This window comes from Nocardia sp. CC201C (assembly GCF_030010695.1).
GTDB classification, from domain to species: Bacteria; Actinomycetota; Actinomycetes; order Mycobacteriales; family Mycobacteriaceae; genus Nocardia; species Nocardia otitidiscaviarum.
Window position 1 is genome coordinate 1 of record NZ_JASCXP010000097.1, and the last position, 19,947, is coordinate 19,947.

Sequence of the window (19,947 nt, forward strand, 5' to 3'; positions counted from 1 at the left end):
CCCGCCCCCCCCGCCCCCCCCCCCCCCCCCCCCCCCCCCCCCCCCCCCCCCCCCCCCCCCCCCACGCCGCCACCGCCGCCGCGGGCACCCGCGTGGTGGAATACGCGCAGGCGCAACGGGTGCTGCGGTCGTGCGGCCAGACCGTGCGCGGGTTCTCGGCGCTCGACGACGCCCTCACCGCCCAACGCGATGCCGGCCGCCGGCTGGTCACCGCCGCCGTCCCCGGCCTGGTGAGCTTCACCCTCGTGGTGCAGGCGGTGTTCACGGTGGTGCTCTGGTACGGCACCTACCTGGCCGTGGGCGGATCCCTGGACACGCCGACACTGCTGGCCCTGCTGGTGCTCGCGGTCCGGTTCGTGGAACCGATGATCGCCGCCGCCGAACTCGGCAGCGCGTTGAAGGTGGCCCGCAACCACCTACTGCGCATACGCGAGGTACTCGATACCCGACCGCTGCCCGAACCGGCCGCACCGCTGCGTCCGCAGCGCACCGACATCGACTTCGACGGCGTCAGCTTCGGATACGGCGGCGCGGGCACGAATCCGCCGGTGCTCGACGATGTCTCGTTCACCATCCCGGCCGGGAAGCTCACCGCGTTGGCCGGTCCCTCCGGTGCCGGTAAAACCACCGTCACGCGGCTCATCGCCCGCTTCTTCGACACCGACGCGGGCGCGGTGCGGATCGGCGGGCACGATGTGCGCGACATCCCCACCGAGACCCTGATGTCCATGCTGTCGCTGGTGTTCCAGGACGTGTATCTCTTCGACGGCACCATCGCCGACAACATCCGGCTCGCCCGCCCCGACGCCACCGACGAGCAGGTGCGGGCGGCCGCCGCGGTGGCGCGCGTGGACGAGATCGTCGCCCGGCTGCCGCAGGGCTGGGACACCCGGGTCGGTGAGGGCGGCGCGATCCTCTCCGGCGGTGAGCGGCAGCGGGTTTCGATCGCCCGCGCGGTGCTCAAGGACGCACCGATCGTGCTCGCCGACGAGCCGACCTCCGCGCTCGACCCGGAGAACGAGGCCGCCATCCGCGACGGTCTGCTCACGCTCGCCGAACACCGCACCGTGCTGGTCATCGCCCATCGGCCCGCCACCCTCGCCCGCGCCGACCAGGTGCTGTTCCTGTACGGCGGCACCGTCACCGAATCCGGCGGCCACCGGGAACTGCTCGCGGCGGGCGGGCGGTACGCGCGTTTCTGGCGCGACCGCGACCGCGCCCAGGGATGGCGTCTGGCCCCGGAACCCACCACCCCGTCGGACACCGGTGCCGCACTGGTGGAACAGGAGTCGTAAACCATGTCACCACACGACGATTCACGCTACGACGTCGCCATTGTGGGCGCGGGGGTCGCGGGCAGCACGCTCGGTGCGATCCTGGCCCGCCACGGTTTGGCGGTGCTGATCCTCGACGCGGGCACGCACCCCCGCTTCGTCCTCGGCGAATCGGTCATCCCCTACGCCTCGGTCATGATGAAGGTGCTGGCGGAACGCTACGACGTGCCCGAACTGGCGGCGCTGTCGAACTTCCGCGACACCACCGAGCGCGTCAGCACCATGTGCGGGCAGAAGCAGAACTTCGGATTCGTCTACCACCGCCACGGCCGGCGACCGGATCCGGCACTGGCCAACCAGATCGTGCTGCCGACCTGGTTCCGGAACGAATCCCATTGGTTCCGGCAGGATATCGACGCCTACCTGTTCACCACCGCCGTCCGCTACGGCGCCACCCACCGGTTGAACACCCGCGTCGCCGACATCCAGATCGACGCCGCCGACGGCGTCACCCTCGAATCCACCACCGGACAGCGGTTCCGGGCGCGATACCTGGTCGACGCCAGCGGGTTCAATTCGCTGGTCGCCGAGCGCTTCGGACTGCGCGAGCAGCCGACGCGGGCACGCACCCACTCCCGCACCCTGTTCACCCATATGGTCGGCGTCGCCCCGTTCGACGAGGTCTCCGACATCCGCTACGGACAACCCAATCCGTGGCACAACGGCACCCTGCACCACGTCTTCGAGGGCGGCTGGCTGTGGGTCATCCCGTTCGACAACCACGATCGGTCCCGGAATCCGCTGTGCAGTGTGGGGCTGACGCTGCTCGACCGCACCGACCCCGAACAACGCCCGGCGCCCGAGCGGGAGTTCGAGGACTTCCTGCGCCGCTTCCCCGCCGTGGCGCGGCAGTTCCGCGACGCCCGGACCGTTCGGCCGTGGGTGAGCACCGGACGCCTGCAGAATTCGGTGTCACGCACGGTGGGCGACCGCTACTGCCTGACCGCGACCGCCGCCGGCACCGTCGACGCCCTCTTCTCTCGCGGTATCGCCAACTCGTTCGAGATCGTGAACGCACTCGCTCGGCGGATCATCGACGCGGCGAGCGAGAACGACTGGGCCACGGCACGATTCGCCGACATCGACAGCATGCAGCAGCGCCTGTTCGATGCCCACGACGATCTCGTCTATGCCTCGTACGTGGCCTTCCGCGACTACGAGCTGTGGAACGCCATGATCCGGGTGTGGGACACCTACAGCTTCTACGCGGCCGCCAGCCTGGAGCATATCCTCGGCAAGTACGTGATCAGCCGGGACGACAGCCTGTTCCGCGGTCGCGAGGGCGGCGACTCCGCGCTCGCGCGGGGGCTGCGGGAACTGCTGGTGACGGCGCGGACGATCTGCGGGGCCGTCGAGCGCGGTGAACTCGACGCGCGCGTCGCCGCGGGCAAACTCATCGATCACCTCAACGCGGAACGCTTCTGGCCCGACTACATGCCGCACGGCAAACCCGAGATCAAGTTCTTCGATATGAACCAGGAGCTGGCGATGCGGGTGATGCACTGGTCACGCACCGAAGCGCCGCACCGGATCAGAGAGTCGTTCGCCTGATGACCCGCACCGGCAGTGCACACAGTCATATCCGGGGCCGCTTCGATCCGGCGGCGGTCGCGGCCGCCATCGCCGGATCCGGGCTGCTGCGCGACTATGTGGTCTACGAGCGCGCGGGACGCTGGCTCATCGGCGGCAATCCCGTCGGAGCGGTCACGGTCGGCCCCGGCTGGCTGTACTCGACGGTGGGCGGCGAGTTCACCGAGAGTTGGACCGGATCTCCGTGGCCGCGGGTCCACACCGCTCTGCGCCGCTGCCCGCATCCACGGTGGCGCGCGCTCGGCTGGGCCAGTTTCGAACTGGCGCATCCGACCACGGCCGATACCGCCGAGGTGCTGGCCCACGTGATGGTGCCCGGTATCGAGATCGAGGTGACCGCGGACGCGGTGCGCGTCCACACCCACGACGGGTCACCGGAACCGATGCTCGCGGACCTGGTCGCGGGCCTGCCCGACGCTGCGACGACCCCGATCGCCGTCGACGCGCTCGACCCGGACTATCTGCACCGGGTCGAGCGGGCGGTGGCGCGCATCCGCGGCGGTGAGCTGGAGAAGGTGATCCTGTCGCGGACCGTGGAGGTGCCCTTCCCGGTGGATATGCCCGCGACCTACGTCGCGGGTCGCCGCGCCAACACGCCTGCCCGCTCCTTCCTGCTGGACCTCGGCGGGTGGCAGGCCGCCGGATTCAGTCCGGAAACCGTGCTGGAGGCGGACGCCTCCGGACGTGCGGCCACCCAACCGCTCGCGGGCACCCGGGCCCGGACCGGCGCGCACCGGTCCGATGAGCTGCTGCGCACGGAACTGCTGGGCGATCCGAAAGAGGTGTTCGAACATGCCATCTCGGTGAAACTGGCATTCGAGGAGATGGCCGGGGTCGGACGGCCCGGCGCGACCCGGGTGAGCGAATTCCTCACCGTCAAGGATCGTGGCAGCGTGCAACATCTGGGCTCGCGCGTGGAAACCTCACTGGCCCACTCGCGGACCGCCTGGGACGCGCTCACCACGGTCTTTCCGGCCATCACCGCCTCCGGCATCCCGAAGGCGGCGGCGTGCGCGGTGATCGACGCGCTCGAACCCGAGCCGCGCGGGCTCTACAGCGGTGCGGTGCTGCTCGCCGACAGCACCGGCGCGCTCGACGCCGCCCTGGTCCTGCGCGCGGTCTATCAGCGCGCGGGACGGGCCTGGTTGCGCGCGGGCGCGGGGATCGTCGCGGCGTCCACACCGGAGCGTGAGCACGAGGAGACCCGCGAGAAGCTGGCCAGCGTCGCACCGTACGTCGTTCCGGCGCACTCCGCGCCGCGATCACCCGAGGAGGGTGGCGGTCGGCCCGCGGTCGCCGCGCCTACCGTTCGGTGAGGAAGTCCACGCAGGAGCGGATGGTCGCCAGCCGCGGGTAGTCGTCCTCCTCGATGCGGGCGCCGCGTGCGGCGGACAGCCGTTCGATGAAGGTCAGGTAGTCGATGGAGTCGAGTTCGAGGGTGGCGCGCAGGGAGTCGTCCTCGGACACGGCCCGCAGATAGGACTCGGGGGCGAAGCCGCGCAGTGCGGTGCGGACCGTGGTCTCGGCGGTGTCGCGGGACATGGCGGCGGTCATGGGATCACAGCTCCTCGGGATGCTGGAGAAGTTCGGACAGGGTGTGCAGGAAGCGAGCGCCGACCGCGCCGTCGGAGGCGCGGTGGTCGGCGGAGAGGGTGGCGGTCACCTGGGACCGGACGCCGAGCAGGCCGTCCACGGCGCACGGGCGCTCGGTGATCGCGCCGAAGCCGACAATGGCGACCTGGGGCGGCGGGATGACACCGAAGACCGAATCCACGCCCAGATCACCGAGATTCGTGACGGTGAGGGTGGCGGGGGTGGCATCGGCCGCACGCAGCTGACCGTCACGGGACCGGGCGACGATGCCGCGCACCGCCGCCATGATCGCGGGCACCGAGAGGGTGTCGGCACGCGGCACGGTGGGCACGATGATGCCCCCGCCCCGCAGCGACACCACCACCCCCAGATCCACCCGCTCGGCGGGTTCGAACCGGCCGTCGACCCAGAACCCGTTGACATCCGGCACCTTCCGCGCCGCCAACGCGGTAGCGCGCAACAGCAGCGCCGCGGGCAGCACCCGCTCGCTCACGGCCAGCCGCCGATTCGTCGCCCGCAACCACCCCACGGCAGCCGCCATATCGATGGTGCTCGACAGATAATAGTGTGGCACAGTCTGTTTCGACCGCGTCATCGCCGCCGCGATCATCGTCCGCACCGCCCCCGCGTCACGCGTATGCCCGGCAGCCCCCGGCCCCACAGCCGCGGCGCCCGGAACCCCCACACCAGCGCCACCCGACGTACTCGTGATTCCCACGGAACCATCCGGAATACTGGCGAACTCTGCGGCGTCGCCCGGAGTACCCACATGGCGTATCGATTCCCGATGTGCCGCACGGATATCGGCGGCACGCAGGGCCCCGCCGGGACCGGTGCCGGTCACCTCGGCGAGATCGACGGCCAGTTCACGTGCGACACGCCGGGCATAGCCCGATGCCCGCACATGAAGTCGGTAGTCCGCGCGACCCGTTTCGGCGGTCTCCGCCTGCCCACTGCCACGCTCCGCCGCTACGACATCCACGCCTGGCTCGGAAGGAGCGGCCGGTCCCGCATCGGGGCGGATCAGGTCGCTCTCGCCCCGCCCCGCGACGTGCTTCGATCGAGACGTGGCCTTCATCGACTGGGCCGCAAGCTTCTTCGGCGGCACGATATCGTCCGGCCGACGGTCGCCCGTGTTCGGCCGACCGAGATCCCTTCGGGGGCCTGTGTCACTCGCCGATCGCGCGGGATACGGCTGCCCTGTCTCCGCCTGCGTCGAGGCTCCCGCATCGCCCGCGCGATCCACGGCGTTGTCGAGTCCAGTGGCTGGCGACGTACCGGTGCGCTCCGCCGCGACCCGCTCGATATCGGCGCGCACGATACGGCCGTCGGGACCCGACCCGGCGACGGTCGCGAGATCGATTCCGGCCTCCACGGCCAATCTGCGCACCAACGGCGTCACGCGAATCTCGCGGAGCGCCATACCGTTTCCGGTGTCGTCGGCGGACGACCGCAATCCGGGGGCGGATCCCACCGCACCACGCTCGCGGGACTCCGAACCGGACGACGGCGACGATACCTCCGCGACAACCCGCGGCGGGAGTTCGCTGTCCGCAACGGCCGACGGGAAGAACGCGGTCTCCGCAACGGCGGACGAGAACTCGGTCTCGGCGTCACCCCGCGGTGCTGCCCCCAACTCCGCCACTGCCCTCGGTGCTGCCCCCGACTCCACCACAGTCCCCCGTGCTGCCTCCGGTGCTGCCCCGGTCTCCGCGACACGCTGCCTGTCCGCGAGAGACTGCAACCCGGGGGCGGCCGCAGCGGTCGCCCCCCGCCGGGGTTCGGGTTCCCCGGTGCTCGCCGATGGGTTCACAGCGCCCGCCGGTGAGTCCCCAGCGCTCGGCGGTGAGTTGCCAGCGCCCGCCGTTGCGTTCACAGCGCCCGCCGCGTCGGGCGGGGGCGGCGTGGAACCGGTCGCCGGTTCGATGGTGGCCAGGACCGCGCCGACCGGGACGGTTTCCCCTGCGGGGACCAGGATCGTCCCGATGACACCGTCGTCGAAGCATTCGATCTCGATGGCGGCCTTGGTGGTGTCCACCTCGGCGATGACATCGCCCGCGTGCACCGTCTCGCCGGGGTGCACCATCCAGTGCAGCAGGGTGCCCTCGGTCATGTCGGCCCCGAGGGAGGGCATGCGGAATTCGGGCATTCATCTCACCGCTTTCCGGACGGCGTCGACCACCGCGTCCACCCGGGGCAGCGCCGCCTCCTCCAGGTGCCGGGCGTACGGGATGGGCACCTCGGCGGTGCAGACCCGTGCGGCGGGGGCGTCGAGATCCCAGTAGGCGTGTTCGGCGGCGCGGGCGACGATCTCGGCGGCGATGCCGACGCTGCGCCAGCCCTCGTCGACCACGACCAGACGGTGGGTGCGCGACACCGATTCCAGCAGGGTGGTCTCGTCCAGCGGGCGCAGGGTGCGCAGATCGAGCACCTCCGCCGCGATGCCCTCGGCCGCCAGTTCCTCGGCGGCGGCCAGCGCGGTGCGCAGGGTGCCGCCGTAGGCGACGACGGTGGCGTCGGTGCCGGGGCGGCGGATGGCCGCCCGCTCGATATTCACCGCTCCGGCGTCGACGGGCAGCTCGTCCTCGATGTTGTAGAGCGCGATGGGTTCGAAGATCAGCACCGGATCGGGATCCCGCAGCGCTGTCCAGAGCATGCCGCGAGCGTCGGCGACGGTCGCCGGCGACACCACCCGCAGCCCCGGGATATGCGCGTAGAACGCCTCCAGGCTGTGCGAATGCTGCGCCGCCAGTTGCCGTCCCGCACCGGTGGCCAGGCGGATCACCAGCGGCACCCCCAGCTGCCCGCCCGACATGTGCCGCAGGGTGGCGGCGTTGTTGAGGATCTGATCGAGGGCGAGCAGGCTGAAATTGCCGGTCATGATCTCGACGATGGGCCGCATACCGCCCAGCGCCGCACCGATTCCCGCGCCCACGAATCCGGATTCGCTCAGCGGGGTGTCCCGAATCCGCTCCGGCCCGTATTCCTCCAGCAGACCGCGGCTGACGCCGAAGCAGCCGCCGTACGCGCCGACGTCCTCCCCCATGAGGAAGACGCGGTCGTCGTGATCGAGGGCCTCCCGCAGCGCCTGTCGCATCGCCTCCCGATAGGTGATCATGATGTCGGCTCTCCGTAGACGTAGCGGGTCAGGTCGGCGACCGGTTCCAGCGGTCCGGAGCGGCCGGTGGTGACGGCGTCCTCGAGTTCGGCCGCTACGGTCGCCTCGAGCTCTCGCAGCGCCGTCTCGTCCACCACGCCTTCGGCGAGCAGACGTGTCCGCAGTCGCGGAATCGGGTCGCGCGCTTTCCATTCCTCGATCTCGGCCTTGTCCCGATAGCGGTCGGCGTCGTACAGCGAGTGCGCCCGGAACCGGTAGGTGCGCAGTTCCAGGAAGCACGGTCCCGCTCCGCCGCGTATCGAGGTCACCGCGCGCCGGGTCGCCGCGGCCACGGCCTCCGCGTCCATCCCGTCGACCGGCCACGACATCAGTCCGTAGGACGCGGCTCGCAACGCCAGATCGGTCGCGGCGTGCTCCCGAGCCAGCGCGGTGCCCATGGCGTAGCGATTGTTCTCGCACGCGAACAGCACCGGAAGCCGCCACAGCGCGGCCAGATTCAGCGACTCGTGGAATTCGCCCTCGGCCATCGCGCCCTCACCGAACAGGCATACGGTCACCCGTGGCCGCTCGCGCATCGCGTCGGCGAGCCCCAACCCCACCGCGACCGGAAGTCCGCCGCCGACAATGGCATTGCCGCCGTAGAAGCGCCGCTGGGCGTCGAACAGGTGCATGGAGCCGCCCCGGCCCCGGCTGCATCCGGTGGCGCGGCCGAACATCTCGGCCATGAGCGTCGGCAATGGGATGCCGCGGGCGATGGCGTGCCCGTGTTCGCGGTAGGTGGACACCACCGCGTCGTCGGGGCCGATCTCGCGCAGCAGTCCGGCGGCCACCGCCTCCTCTCCGATGTAGAGGTGCAGGAAGCCGCGGATCTCCTCGGCGCTGTAGAGCCGCACACAGCGTTCCTCGAAGCGGCGGATGCGAATCATGGTGCGCAGCAGGTCGATCCGTTCTTGGACGGAGAGGCTCCCGGTGGCGTCGAGCGCGGTCACGACACGCCCTCCAGGGTCGACACGTCACCCTCGGGCAGGCCCAGTTCGCGAGCCTTGAGCAGCCGTCGCATGACCTTGCCGCTGCGGGTGTGCGGCAGGCTCTCGGTGAATTCGATGCGTTTGGGCGCGACCGCCCCGAGTGCGCGCCGCCCGAAGGCGGTGATCTCGGCCCGCAGGTCGTCGTCGGGACGGAAGCCCGGGCGCAGCAGCACGAATGCCTTCACCAGCTCACCCGCGACCGGGTCGGGGGTGCCGATCACGCCGACCTCGGCCACCGCCGGATGCGACATGAGCGCGCTCTCCACCTCGAACGGCCCCACCAGATGTCCGGCCGACTTGATCACGTCGTCGGCGCGGCCCACGAACCAGTAGTAGCCGTCGGCATCGCGGCGCGCGAGATCGCCGGTGAGGTACCAGCCGTCCGCGAACGCCTTGGCGTAGCGCTCGGGATCGTTCCAGTACCCGCGGAACATCGAGGGCCACCCGGCCCGTAGTGCCAGCTCCCCCACCTCGTCGGTGTCGGCGAGGGTGACGGCGCCGTCGGTGACCGCGGCCCGGCCGTCGCCACCCCGGCGCAGGACGGTGACCTCTATTCCGGGCAGTGGACGTCCCATCGAGCCGGGCCGCACCTGCGCGGCGGCCAGATTGGCGATCATGATCGCGCCGGTCTCGGTCTGCCACCAGTTGTCATGCGCGGGACGGCCGAACACGCGATCGCTCCACACCACGACCTCGGGATTGAGCGGCTCCCCGACGCTGGCGATGAACCGCAGGTGCGACAGATCGGTGCCGGGCGGCAGTTCGTCGCCGCGGCGCATGAGCATGCGCAAAGCGGTGGGCGCGGTGTACCACACCGTCACCCGCTCGTCGGTGAGAACGCCGAACCAACGCTGCGGATCGAATTCGGCCTCGTCGCAGACCAGGGTGACGCCCAGGCTGAGCGGAGCGATCACCCCGTAGGACATGCCGGTCACCCAGCCCGGATCGGCGGTGCACCAGAAGATGTCGCCCGCCCGCAGGTCCAGCGCGTAGCGCGCGGTGACGCGGTGGGCGAGCACCGCCCCGTGCACATGCACCGCGCCCTTGGGTTTTCCGGTGGTGCCGCTGGTGAAGTGCAGCAGCGCCGGATCCTCGGAATCGGTTCGCACCACCTCGAATTTGTCGGAGGCCGCGAACATGGCCAGCGACAGATCGAGGGTGTCGTCCTCCTGCGGTGCCTCGATATCGGCGGCGTCGGTGACCAGCACGTGGCGCAGCGCGGGCACCTCGGCACGAATGGGAGCGACCTTGCGGTGATAGAGCTCCACCGTGGTGACCAGCGTGCTCGCCCCCGAGATCGCCAGCCGCTGCCGCACCGGCTCCGGCCCGAAGGCCGAGAACAGCGGGGACACCACGCACCCCGCCTTCCACGCGCCCAGAATCGCGATATACAGCTCGGGCGTGCGGTTCAACAGCACGCACACCCGGTCACCGCGCCGCACCCCTTGACTGCGCAGCACATTCGCGAACCTGTTGCTCAACCCGGCCAAGTCACGGTAGCTCAGCACACTGACATGTCCGGCCACATCCCGGCAGCGCAGCGCGACGGCGTCCGCGAGCGGCGTGCCCAGATGCCGGTCCACGGCCTCATGGGCGATGTTGACCCACCCCCGCGCCATCGTATCGAGATCGAATCGAGCGGCCTCCCAGGAGAATTCCCGGCGCGACAGGTCGTAGTCGGTCATGGTGGCGTCGGCCCGCTCCCGCGCCGACTTCTCGATGGGCTCCCACCGCACGGACGCGGTCTCCGGGACGCCATTCCGGTTCTCGGTCATTGTCGAACCTCCCGCAGTCAGTGAACGACGGCCGCCGCCAGCTCCGGCAGGGCGCAAAGACCATCGCCGCGGGGACCTCGGTCGCCTCTCGCCCCGGCGCGGTCGATCGGTGACCATGGTCCCGCCGGAACGGGGTATCAGGCCCCTCATCGAATCGGCCGCCACTGGGCAGGCTCGACGTATGACTACGAACTCACCTCGCATTTCGGTCGTCTTCGCCACCGCGCAGGGGTCGACCCGCGATATCGCCGAATTCATCGGTACCGAACTGGAGAGCCGCGGGGCGGTCGTGGAGATCGCCGAGGTCGAGCACGCACCCGATCTCTCGCGCTTCGACGCGGTGGTGCTGGGCAGTGCCGTGCACAATATGGCGCTGCTGCCCGCGCTCGAGGAGTACGTGCGGTCGCATCGGGACGAGCTGAGCGTCCGTGACGTCTGGCTGTTCAGCGTGGGGCTGGGACCGGCACTGAGCGGTCCGATCGGGCGGCGGTACGGCCGTCTGGTGCCCCAGCGGATCGCCGCTGTCCGCGATTCCATCGCGCCGCGTGATTACCGGGCGTTCGCGGGGCATTACGAACGCGTCGGGGTCTCGCTGTGGGCGCGCATCCTGTACCGGGTCCTGGGCGGCGGACGCTACGGCGATCTGCGCGACTGGACCGCGATCCGGGTGTGGACCGACTCCATCGCGCGCACGCTCGGCCTCCCGGCGGCACAGTCCACCTCCATGCACCCCTGACGGGGCGACCGGCCCGGAAGGACCGCCATGACCATCCGCCACGCACCGCTGTTCGTCATCGCCCTGCCCGTCGTGGTGGCGGGGCTGCAACTGGCGGGCATGCCCGCCTCGATTCTCTGGCTCGCACTGCTGCTGCTCGCCGCGCCGGTGCTGATGCTGCTGCTCATGCCCGCCGATATCCGTACCCCGCGCGCCGCGCCGCGCTCGGCCGGGCCACGCTGAAAAGGGTTGATGTACAAGTGCGTTCCACCATCCCACTCGGACGGGTGGCGGGCATCAAGGTCGGTGCGAACTGGTCGGTGCTCGTCACCATCGGACTGTTCACCTGGGTGCTCGGCAGCTTCCTGGCCGACACCGCGCGTCCCGCGGCGGTCTGGGCCGCCGCCGTCATCGGAGCGCTGACGCTCATCGCCTGCCTGCTGGTACACGAGCTCGCGCACTCGATCGTGGCGCGTCGCAGCGGGATCGGTGTAGATGGCATCACGCTGTGGCTGCTCGGCGGGGTATCCGAACTCGCCGACGAGCCCGAGGACGCGCGCACCGATCTACGCGTCGCACTGGCCGGTCCACTCGCGAGTCTGGGCTTGGCCGCACTGGCCTTCGGCGCGGCGACCGTCAGCGCCCTCGCCATCCCGGACGGGCCGGTCACCCCCACGCTGGTCTGGCTGGCCTCGGTGAATGTCATTCTCGGCGTGTTCAATCTGCTGCCCGGGGCACCCCTCGACGGCGGCCGGGTACTGCGCGCCATCCTGTGGTGGCGCGGCGGTGACCGGTTGCGGGCCGCGACCACCGCGGCGCGCAGCGGTCGGGTGCTCGGCACGGTGCTGATGCTGGTCGGCCTCGCCGAACTGCTGCTGTTCGGCCACCTCGGCGGACTCTGGCTCATCCTGCTGGGCTGGTTCCTGAGCGCCGCCGCCAATGCCGAGTTGTCCGTGGCCGGGCTGCGGCACCGCCTGGCCGACCATCGGGTGGGCGATGTCATGACGCCCGAGCCCATGGCCCTTCCCGCCGACTGGACCGTCGCCAGGCTGCTGCGCTCGGAAGCGCCGGATACCGGGCATCGGGTGTTCCCGGTGGTCGACCATAGCGGGCGACCGGTCGGTGTGCTCGCCTGGGCCGATCTGGTCGCGGCGGATGAGCGGTACCGCGACGGCATGAGCCTCGGCGACCTCGCCCGAAAGCTGCCCACCAGCGCGGTCGTCCACGCGGACGACCGACTCGCCGACGTGGCATCCCATACCGTCCTGCGACCCAATCTCGACGCGGTCGCGGTGGTCGACACCGGTGGCAGGCTGACCGGCCTGCTCACCGCCACCGACATGGTGCTCGCCTGCCAGCGGTCCGCACTCGGCATACCCGTTCATCACCACCGCGGGAGGCTCCCATGACCTCGGTACCGGTGCTGCGCGACGAACCGCAGCAGATCTTCCACGACCGCCGTGAAGCGGGGCGGGTACTCGCGCGGCTGCTCGAGCACTACCGCCACGATCCCGACGTGATCGTGCTCGGGCTGGCGCGGGGCGGCGTTCCGGTCGCCTGGGAGGTGGCGGCCGCGCTCGGCGTGCCGCTGGACACCCTCATCGTGCGCAAACTCGGCGCACCCGGAAATCCCGAATTCGCCATCGGCGCGCTCGCGGGCGGCGGCCGCCTGGTGCTCAACGACGACATCGTGCGCGGTCTGCGGCTCACCGCCGAGCAGGTGCGCACCATCGCCCGCGAGGAGGCCCGCGAGCTGCGTCACCGGGAATCCGCCTACCGGGGTGAGCGCCCGCTGCTGGACGTGGCCGGGCGTACCGTCGTCCTGGTCGACGACGGCCTGGCCACGGGCGCGAGCATGTTCGCCGCCATCGAGGCCGTGCGGGCCGGTGAGCCCGAGCAGGTGGTGGTGGCGGTTCCGGCCGCGCCGGAATCGACCTGTCACGAAATGCGCGGCCTGGTCGACGATCTGGTCTGCGCGACCATGCCGTCCCCCTTCCTCGCGGTCGGCGATTCGTTCTGGAACTTCACCCAGGTCACCGATGACGAGGTACGGCTGCTGCTCGCCACCCCGACCACCGACGTCACACCGCGGGTGACCGATCCGGTCGCGATGCTGCGCGCCGCCGCCGTGGCCGCGCCGGCCGGCGTTCCGCCCGACGACGCATTGCGCGATCTCATCGGCGACGCCCGGTTCGTGCTGATCGGCGAGAGTTCGCACGGCACCCACGAGTTCTACGCCGCACGCGCCGAGATCACCCGCCGCCTGATCGTGGACCACGGCTTCCGCGCCGTCGCGGCCGAAGCGGATTGGCCCGACGCCTACCGCGTCGACCGATTTGTGCGCGGACACGGCACCGACGGTTCCGCCACCGAGGCGCTCGGCGGCTTCGAGCGATTCCCCTCCTGGATGTGGCGCAATGTGGTGGTCCGCGACTTCGTCGACTGGCTGCGCCGCTACAACGACCTCTCGGCCCAGGGAGCTCAGGCCGGGTTCTACGGGCTGGACCTGTACAGCATGCACCGGTCCGTGCGGCGGGTGATCGACTACCTCGAACAGGCCGACCCGCTCGCCGCGGAACGTGCCAAACACCGCTACGGCTGCTTCGACCGCGGCTCCGGCGAGGACGGCCAGTCCTACGGCTTCGCGGCGGCCTTCGGTTCCGGCGAGTCCTGCCAGGCCGAGGTGGTGCGCGAACTGGTGGATCTGCAACGCAATGCCGCCGCGCTCATGGACGTCTACGACGGCGACGCCTACTTCGACGCGCTGCGCAACGCGTGGACCGTGCGCAATGCCGAGGCGTACTACCGCGCCATGTTCGGCGACCGGGTGAGTTCGTGGAACCTGCGCGACGAGCATATGGCCGACACCCTGGACGCCCTGGCCCGCCATCTCGACCGTCCCGGCGCGCCCGCGCGGATCGTGGTGTGGGCGCACAACTCCCATATCGGTGATGCCCGCGCCACCGAGATGGCCGCCGACGGTCAGCTCACCCTCGGCCAGCTGATCCGGGAGCGGCACGGAAGCGCCTGCCGCACCATCGGTTTCACCACCTCGCGGGGCACGGTGACGGCCGCCAGCCACTGGGACGGCCCGAGCGAGCACAAGATCGTGCGTCCGGCCCTGGCCAGCAGTATCGAAGAACTGCTGCACGACACCGGCATGCCGGCCCTGTTCCTGCGCACCGACCATCCCGAGGCCGCCGAGGTCCTGGCCGACACCCGGCTCGAACGCGCCATCGGCGTCATCTACCAGCCGCGCACCGAACGCCAGAGCCACTACTTCCACGCGCGTCCGGCCGACCGCTACGACGCCGTGATCCACATCGACCACACCACGGCCCTGGAACCGCTGCGCCCGGAGACCATTCGCCACGCGACCGGAGGACCTTCGGCCGTAGCCGACCGTCGTCGGCACGAGAGACGCTGACAGCACACGACATTCGAGGGATCGGAGCCGTAATGGGTGACTATGTGGCGGGTCTGGCGGAACTGCGCCTGAGCGACGCCGACCGGGCCGGTGGCAAGGGGGCGAACCTCGGTGAACTGGTGGCCGCCCAGCTGCCGGTGCCACCGGGATTCGTGATCCTGAAATCCTGTTACGAGGAGGTCGTCACCGGCGGCCCGCACGGCGCCGAACTCGACGCGCTGCACAAGCAGGCGCTCGACGCCGCCCTGGGCGCTACCGCCGCCGACGGGCAACGGTTGGACGAACTGTGCCGGACCATGCGGGAGCGGGTGCTCGACACCCCGATCCCGGCCGCGGTGCGCGAGGCCGTGCTCGCGGCCTACCACCGGCTCGGCGACGCGCCCCGGGTGGCGGTGCGCTCCTCGGCCATCGGCGAGGACGGCGCCAAGACCTCGTTCGCCGGAATGAACCTCTCGCTCACCAATATTCGCGGTGACGACCGGCTGCTGACCGCCGTGGTCGAATGCTGGGCGTCACTGTTCACCCCGCGCGTGCTCACCTACCGCGCCCACCGCGACATGCGCGATCGCCCGGTCATGGCGGTCGTCGTGCAGTGCATGGTGAACGCGCGCAGCGCGGGCGTGGCGTTCACCGCCGACCCCTCCGACGGGCGTCGCGACCGCGTCGTCATCGACGCCGCCCGCGGCCAGGGCGAGGTGGTGGTCTCGGGGGCCACCGAACCCGACACCTATCTGCTCGACGCCGCCGGTCCCACCCTGCTCGCCACCCGTACCGGACACCAGAGCTTCGCCATCGTGGCCGGGACCGACGCCGACCAGCGGGTGGAACTGTCGGCGGCGGACCAGGACGCGCCGACGCTCACCGAGGAGCAGGCGATCGAGGTGGCCACGCTGGCGCTGCGGGTGCAGGCACATCACGGCGGCCGACCGCAGGATGTCGAATGGGCCTACGACGCCGACACGCTGTGGTTGGTGCAGGCCCGGCCGATCACCATGCTGCCCGACCATCCCACCGCGGCGGTCCGGCCGCCAGCGGACCAGCGGCCGGGGTCGGATCCGCACGAGGTGCTGGTGCGCGGGCTGGCCGCCTCACCCGGACGCGCGGCGGGCGCGGTCCGCGTGCTGCACGCACCCAGCGAGGGCGAGCAACTGCGCGACGGCGAGATCCTGGTGGCCCCCATGACCAATCCGGACTGGCTGCCCACCATCTCGCGGGCCGCGGCGGTGGTCACCGACAGCGGCGGTATGACCTGCCACGCCGCCATCGTGGCCCGGGAGCTCGGTGTGCCCTGTGTGGTCGGCGCGCGCACCGCGACCCGGGAGCTGCGCACCGGCACCGAGGTCACCGTCGACGGCGGCGCCGGGCTGGTGCGTGCCGGGCGGATGGCGGCCACGGTGGTCGGCAGCGCGCCCGAGCCGATCGCGGCCCCGGCCGTCGAACCGCTGGCCACCCGCGTATATGTCAATCTCGCCCTGCCCGAGGTGGCCGAGCGCGTCGCCGCCCGCGACGATATCGACGGAGTCGGTCTGCTGCGCGCCGAGACACTGCTGACCCGCGCGCTCGCGGGGCGGCATCCGCACGACCTCATCACCCGCGGTGAAGGCGAACGGTTCGTGACCGATCTGGCCGGCCCGTTGCAGCGCATCGCGGCGGCGTTCGCGCCCAGACCGGTGATCTATCGCGCTACCGATATGCGCAGCAACGAGTTTCGCGCCCTCGAGGGCGGCATCGCCTACGAACCCGAGGAACGCAATCCGATGATCGGCTTCCGCGGCTGCTATCGCTACGTGCGTGAACCGGAGATGTTCCGCTTGGAGCTGCGGGCGCTGGCGCGGGTCCGCGAGCAGTATCCCAACCTGCACCTGATGATCCCGTTCGTGCGCACCCGCTGGGAGTTGGAGGCGTGCCTGGAACTGGTGGACGCGAGTCCGCTCGGGCGCCAGCGCGGCCTGCACCGCTGGGTGATGGCCGAGGTGCCGTCGGTGGTGTTCCGACTGCCCGAGTACGTGGGCGCGGGCATCGACGGGGTGTCCATCGGCAGCAACGACCTCACCCAGCTCATGCTCGGGGTGGACCGCGATTCCGAGGAATGCGCCGAGTTGTTCGACGAGGCCGATGCCGCGGTGCTCGATGCCATCGACCGAATCGTCGGCACGGCGCGCCGGTTGGGCATCACCTCGTCGCTGTGCGGGCAAGCGCCCTCCACCCGGCCCGACTTCGCCGAGCATCTGGTGCGCATGGGCATCACCTCGGTGTCGGTGACGCCGGACGCGGTGACGCGCGCCCGGCGCTCGATCGGAGCCGCGGAACGGCGGGTACTGCTCGAACGCGCCCGGCGCGACTGAATTCGGGCGGCCGACAGGTCTGGTTCGCCCGTCTTTCACACGGCCGCCCGGTGGTCCGGTAATAGAATGTGTCCCTGACATCGCGTAACCACGCGCGGTCGAACAAGACACAGGACAGCCGATATATGACCGTCGATCCGCAGAGCGGCTCCTACTCGGTTCGCGAGACCCTGTCGCAGCTGCGGCTACGAGAGCTGCTCACCGAGGTCAAGGACCGCGTCGAACAGATCCTCGATGCCCGCGACCGCATGGACGGCCTGGTCGAGGCCATGCTCGTGGTCACCTCCGGTCTGGACCTGGACCAGACCCTGCGCACCATCGTGCACACCGCCATCAGTCTCGTCGACGCGCGCTACGGCGCGCTCGGCGTGCGCGGGCACGACCACCACCTGGAACAGTTCATCTACGAGGGCATCGACGAGGAGACCCGTGCCCTCATCGGTGACCTCCCCGAGGGCCGCGGCGTCCTGGGCATGCTGTTCAGCCAGCCCAAGCCGATTCGGCTGGAGAATCTGGCCCACCATCCGTCATCGGTCGGCTTCCCGCCCAACCATCCGCCCATGCGCACCTTCCTCGGTGTGCCGGTACGCATTCGCGACGAGATCTACGGCAACCTCTACCTGACCGAGAAGGCGGGTGGGCAGCTGTTCACCGAGGACGACGAGGTCATCGTCCGCGCCCTGGCCGCCGCGGCGGGCACCGCCATCGACAATGCCCGCCTCTACGAGTCCGCGCGGACCCGGCAGGCGTGGATCGAGGCCACCCGCGATATCGCCACCGAGTTCCTGGCGGGCACCGACGCCAGCGAGGTACTCCCCCAGGTGGTCGATCAGGCGCGTGCGCTGACCCTGTCCGACTGCGGTTTCCTCGCCCTGTCGGAGGATCCGGAGACGCCGCCGGAGGAGATCACCGAACTGCGGATCGCGCACTGGTCCGGCAACGGCGACAGCCCCGCCGACCCGTACGTCCGCATCGGCGGCACCACCATCGGCGATGTGTTCGTCGAGCGCGCCCCTCGGCGTTTCGAGGGCCCCGACGACGCCCCGGACGCGCAGGCACCCGCTGAGTTCGGCAAAACGATCGCGAATCGCGGTCCCGCCATGATTCTGCCGCTGCGCGCGCACGATTCGTCCTTCGGTGTGCTCGTCGTGGTGCGTCCGCACGGCGCGGCCCCGTTCACGGAGGAGCAGCTCTCCCTGGCGGCGGCGTTCACCGATCAGGCCGCGCTGGCCATTCAGCTGGCCGAGGCGCAGCAGCGGATGCGGGCCCTGGATGTGCTCACCGATCGCGACCGCATCGCCCGCGATCTGCACGACCATGTCATCCAGCGGCTGTTCGCGGCCGGGCTGAGCCTGCAGGGCACCGTGGCCCGCGCCCGCACGCCGGAGGTGCGAAAGCGGCTCACCGACGTCATCGACGACCTCCAGGACGTCGTCCAGGAGATCCGCACCTCCATCTTCGATCTGCACAGTGGCGGCACGGGTCCGGCGCATCGACTGCGGCAACGCATCGAGCAGGTGGTCGCCAAGCACACCACCGATATGGATATCCGCACCTCGGTGCGGATATCCGGCCCGCTGTCGGTGGTGGACGCCGCACTCGCCGATCACGCCGAGGCCGTGGTGCGCGAGGCGGTCAGCAATGCAGTGCGCCATGCCGCGGCCGATACGCTCACCGTCGCCGTCGAGGTCGACGACGACCTCACCATCACCGTGACCGACGACGGCCGCGGCATACCCGAGAACATCACCCCGAGCGGTCTGCGCAATATGGCACACCGTGCCGAACAGGCGGGCGGCGCCTTCGAGATCGGCGCCGGCGAGGACGGCACCGGTACGCGGCTGCGCTGGTCGGTACCGCTCGACTGAGCCAGCACCGTCCGACCACTCCGGCCCGGCCGAGGCGATCCCACAGCCCAGGACGATCCTGCGGCACCACCGAGAACCACCGCGACCGTGACTCCGGCGATCAGCGCGACCGCACCACCACGGCCGGGCAGTCCACGCTGTGCAGCAGCGCGGAACTGGTGGAGCCCAAGAGCATTCCGGTGAATCCACCGCGCCCGTGGCTGCCGACCACCACCAGTTGCGCGTTCTCCGATTCGTCCAGCAGTGCGCGCACCGGGCGGTCCATCACCAGAATGCGGCGCACGGGCACGTCCGGGTAGCGCTCACCGTATCCGGCCAGGCGTTCGGCGAGCAACGCTTCCTCCTGATCGCGCACCATGTCCCAGCCCGGGGCCGGGAGGTACGGGCCCGTGTAGTCGCTCCAGGCGTGCAGTGCGGTGAGGCCGACCTTGCGCCGCGACGCCTCCTCGAAGGCGAAGGCCAGCGCGGGATCGCCGACCGGCGTCCCGTCCACGCCGACCAGCACGGGTTTCTCCGCCGAGATCGGATCCACGGCCGGACCGGGGATCACCGCAACGGGGCAGTGCGCGTGCCGGGTGACCGCGGTGCTCACCGAACCGAGCAGGCCGCGTCGGAAGGCGCCCAGGCCGCGGGTCCCCACCACCAGGGTGCGCGCCCGCTGCGAGCGGTCGATGAGATCGGGGATGACGGGGTGCAGGGTCACCTCGGTGGTGATCTCCAGGGCTTCACCGGGTGCGGCATTGCGGGCGATGCGCTTGGCTTCGGCCACCACGCGCTCGCCGTCCTCGTGCAGCCAGCGGGTATCCGATTCGGTCAGCTGCGCGCCGGGACCGAACGCGGTCGGCACCGACACGGAGGTGACCAGATGCAGCGGGCAGCCGTGCAGGGCGGCGTCCACCGCCGCCCACGCGGCGGCGTGATAGGACACCGCCGAACCATCCACGGCCACGATGACAGGCGGGTTCAGTTCCCCGCCCGGGGTTTCGGAGTTGTCGGTCATGAGCTTCTCCTCGAGGGGTCGTCCGGCGGCAGTTCGCCGTGTGCCAGGTCGTCCGATTCCAGTGTCGATCCGAACCGGGGTGTTATTCCAGATCTCGTCCGATGGGGCGGGACATGCCGCGCCATTCGGCCGCCCAAGCGGCCCGGCGGCGGGC

General features: G+C 70.7%; 15 protein-coding genes. 9 read left to right on the forward strand and 6 right to left on the reverse strand.

What is annotated here, in order from left to right:
* Positions 1-92 precede the first annotated feature (92 nt).
* The 3 genes from QK444_RS13040 to QK444_RS13050 are packed head-to-tail and all read left to right on the forward strand — an operon-like array spanning position 93 to position 4,240.
* Positions 93-1,295 (forward strand): ABC transporter ATP-binding protein, encoded by a 1,203-nt coding sequence (locus QK444_RS13040; protein ID WP_282780097.1) that lies wholly within the window; start codon positions 93-95, stop codon positions 1,293-1,295.
* Between the two features lie 3 nt (positions 1,296-1,298).
* Positions 1,299-2,885 carry an NAD(P)/FAD-dependent oxidoreductase gene (locus QK444_RS13045; protein ID WP_282780099.1) on the forward strand — a complete coding sequence of 529 codons (1,587 nt, stop codon included), beginning with the start codon at positions 1,299-1,301 and terminating at the stop codon, positions 2,883-2,885.
* Positions 2,885-4,240, forward strand: a complete 1,356-nt coding sequence (locus QK444_RS13050) for a salicylate synthase (protein ID WP_282780101.1) — start codon at positions 2,885-2,887, stop codon at positions 4,238-4,240. The genes QK444_RS13045 and QK444_RS13050 overlap by 1 nt, the downstream gene beginning before the upstream one ends.
* On the opposite strand, the gene QK444_RS13055 is transcribed toward QK444_RS13050, so the two are convergent.
* The 5 genes from QK444_RS13055 to acsA are packed head-to-tail and all read right to left on the reverse strand — an operon-like array spanning position 4,227 to position 10,438.
* The gene (locus tag QK444_RS13055; protein WP_039818864.1) at positions 4,227-4,478 is read right to left on the reverse strand and encodes a phosphopantetheine-binding protein; all 252 of its coding nucleotides are present in this window, start codon (positions 4,476-4,478) and stop codon (positions 4,227-4,229) included. The genes QK444_RS13050 and QK444_RS13055 overlap by 14 nt on opposite strands.
* A 4-nt stretch (positions 4,479-4,482) precedes the next feature.
* A complete protein-coding gene (locus QK444_RS13060; protein ID WP_282780104.1) occupies positions 4,483-6,666 on the reverse strand; it encodes a 2-oxo acid dehydrogenase subunit E2 in 2,184 nt (727 codons plus the stop codon).
* The gene (locus tag QK444_RS13065; protein ID WP_282780120.1) at positions 6,667-7,638 is read right to left on the reverse strand and encodes a pyruvate dehydrogenase complex E1 component subunit beta; all 972 of its coding nucleotides are present in this window, start codon (positions 7,636-7,638) and stop codon (positions 6,667-6,669) included.
* On the reverse strand, positions 7,632-8,624 hold the full coding sequence (pdhA, locus tag QK444_RS13070) for a pyruvate dehydrogenase (acetyl-transferring) E1 component subunit alpha (protein WP_349239523.1): 993 nt from the start codon (positions 8,622-8,624) through the stop codon (positions 7,632-7,634). Before pdhA ends, QK444_RS13065 begins: the two co-directional genes overlap by 7 nt.
* A complete protein-coding gene (gene acsA, locus QK444_RS13075; protein ID WP_282780106.1) occupies positions 8,621-10,438 on the reverse strand; it encodes an acetate--CoA ligase in 1,818 nt (605 codons plus the stop codon). Before acsA ends, pdhA begins: the two co-directional genes overlap by 4 nt.
* A 181-nt stretch (positions 10,439-10,619) precedes the next feature.
* On the opposite strand from acsA, the gene QK444_RS13080 reads away from it, so the two are divergent.
* From QK444_RS13080 to QK444_RS13105, 6 genes are all read left to right on the forward strand, one after another.
* A complete protein-coding gene (locus tag QK444_RS13080; protein WP_282780107.1) occupies positions 10,620-11,174 on the forward strand; it encodes a flavodoxin domain-containing protein in 555 nt (184 codons plus the stop codon).
* A 27-nt stretch (positions 11,175-11,201) separates the two neighbouring features.
* A complete protein-coding gene (locus QK444_RS13085) occupies positions 11,202-11,396 on the forward strand; it encodes a hypothetical protein (protein WP_282780109.1) in 195 nt (64 codons plus the stop codon).
* Positions 11,397-11,413: 17 nt separating this feature from the next.
* Positions 11,414-12,562: a site-2 protease family protein gene (locus QK444_RS13090; RefSeq protein WP_282780111.1), complete on the forward strand. Its 1,149-nt coding sequence runs from the start codon at positions 11,414-11,416 to the stop codon at positions 12,560-12,562.
* Complete coding sequence (locus QK444_RS13095) at positions 12,559-14,580, forward strand: erythromycin esterase family protein (RefSeq protein ID WP_282780113.1); 2,022 nt, start codon at positions 12,559-12,561, stop codon at positions 14,578-14,580. Before QK444_RS13090 ends, QK444_RS13095 begins: the two co-directional genes overlap by 4 nt.
* Positions 14,581-14,612: 32 nt before the next feature.
* Complete coding sequence (gene ppsA, locus QK444_RS13100; protein ID WP_282780115.1) at positions 14,613-16,925, forward strand: phosphoenolpyruvate synthase; 2,313 nt, start codon at positions 14,613-14,615, stop codon at positions 16,923-16,925.
* A 125-nt stretch (positions 16,926-17,050) separates the two neighbouring features.
* Entirely contained in the window at positions 17,051-18,793 is a 1,743-nt protein-coding gene (locus QK444_RS13105; RefSeq protein ID WP_282780116.1) for a GAF domain-containing sensor histidine kinase, read from the forward strand.
* 100 nt (positions 18,794-18,893) lie between these two features.
* On the opposite strand, the gene QK444_RS13110 is transcribed toward QK444_RS13105, so the two are convergent.
* Positions 18,894-19,793, reverse strand: a complete 900-nt coding sequence (locus QK444_RS13110) for a universal stress protein (protein ID WP_282780118.1) — start codon at positions 19,791-19,793, stop codon at positions 18,894-18,896.
* Between the last annotated feature and the right edge of the window lie 154 nt (positions 19,794-19,947).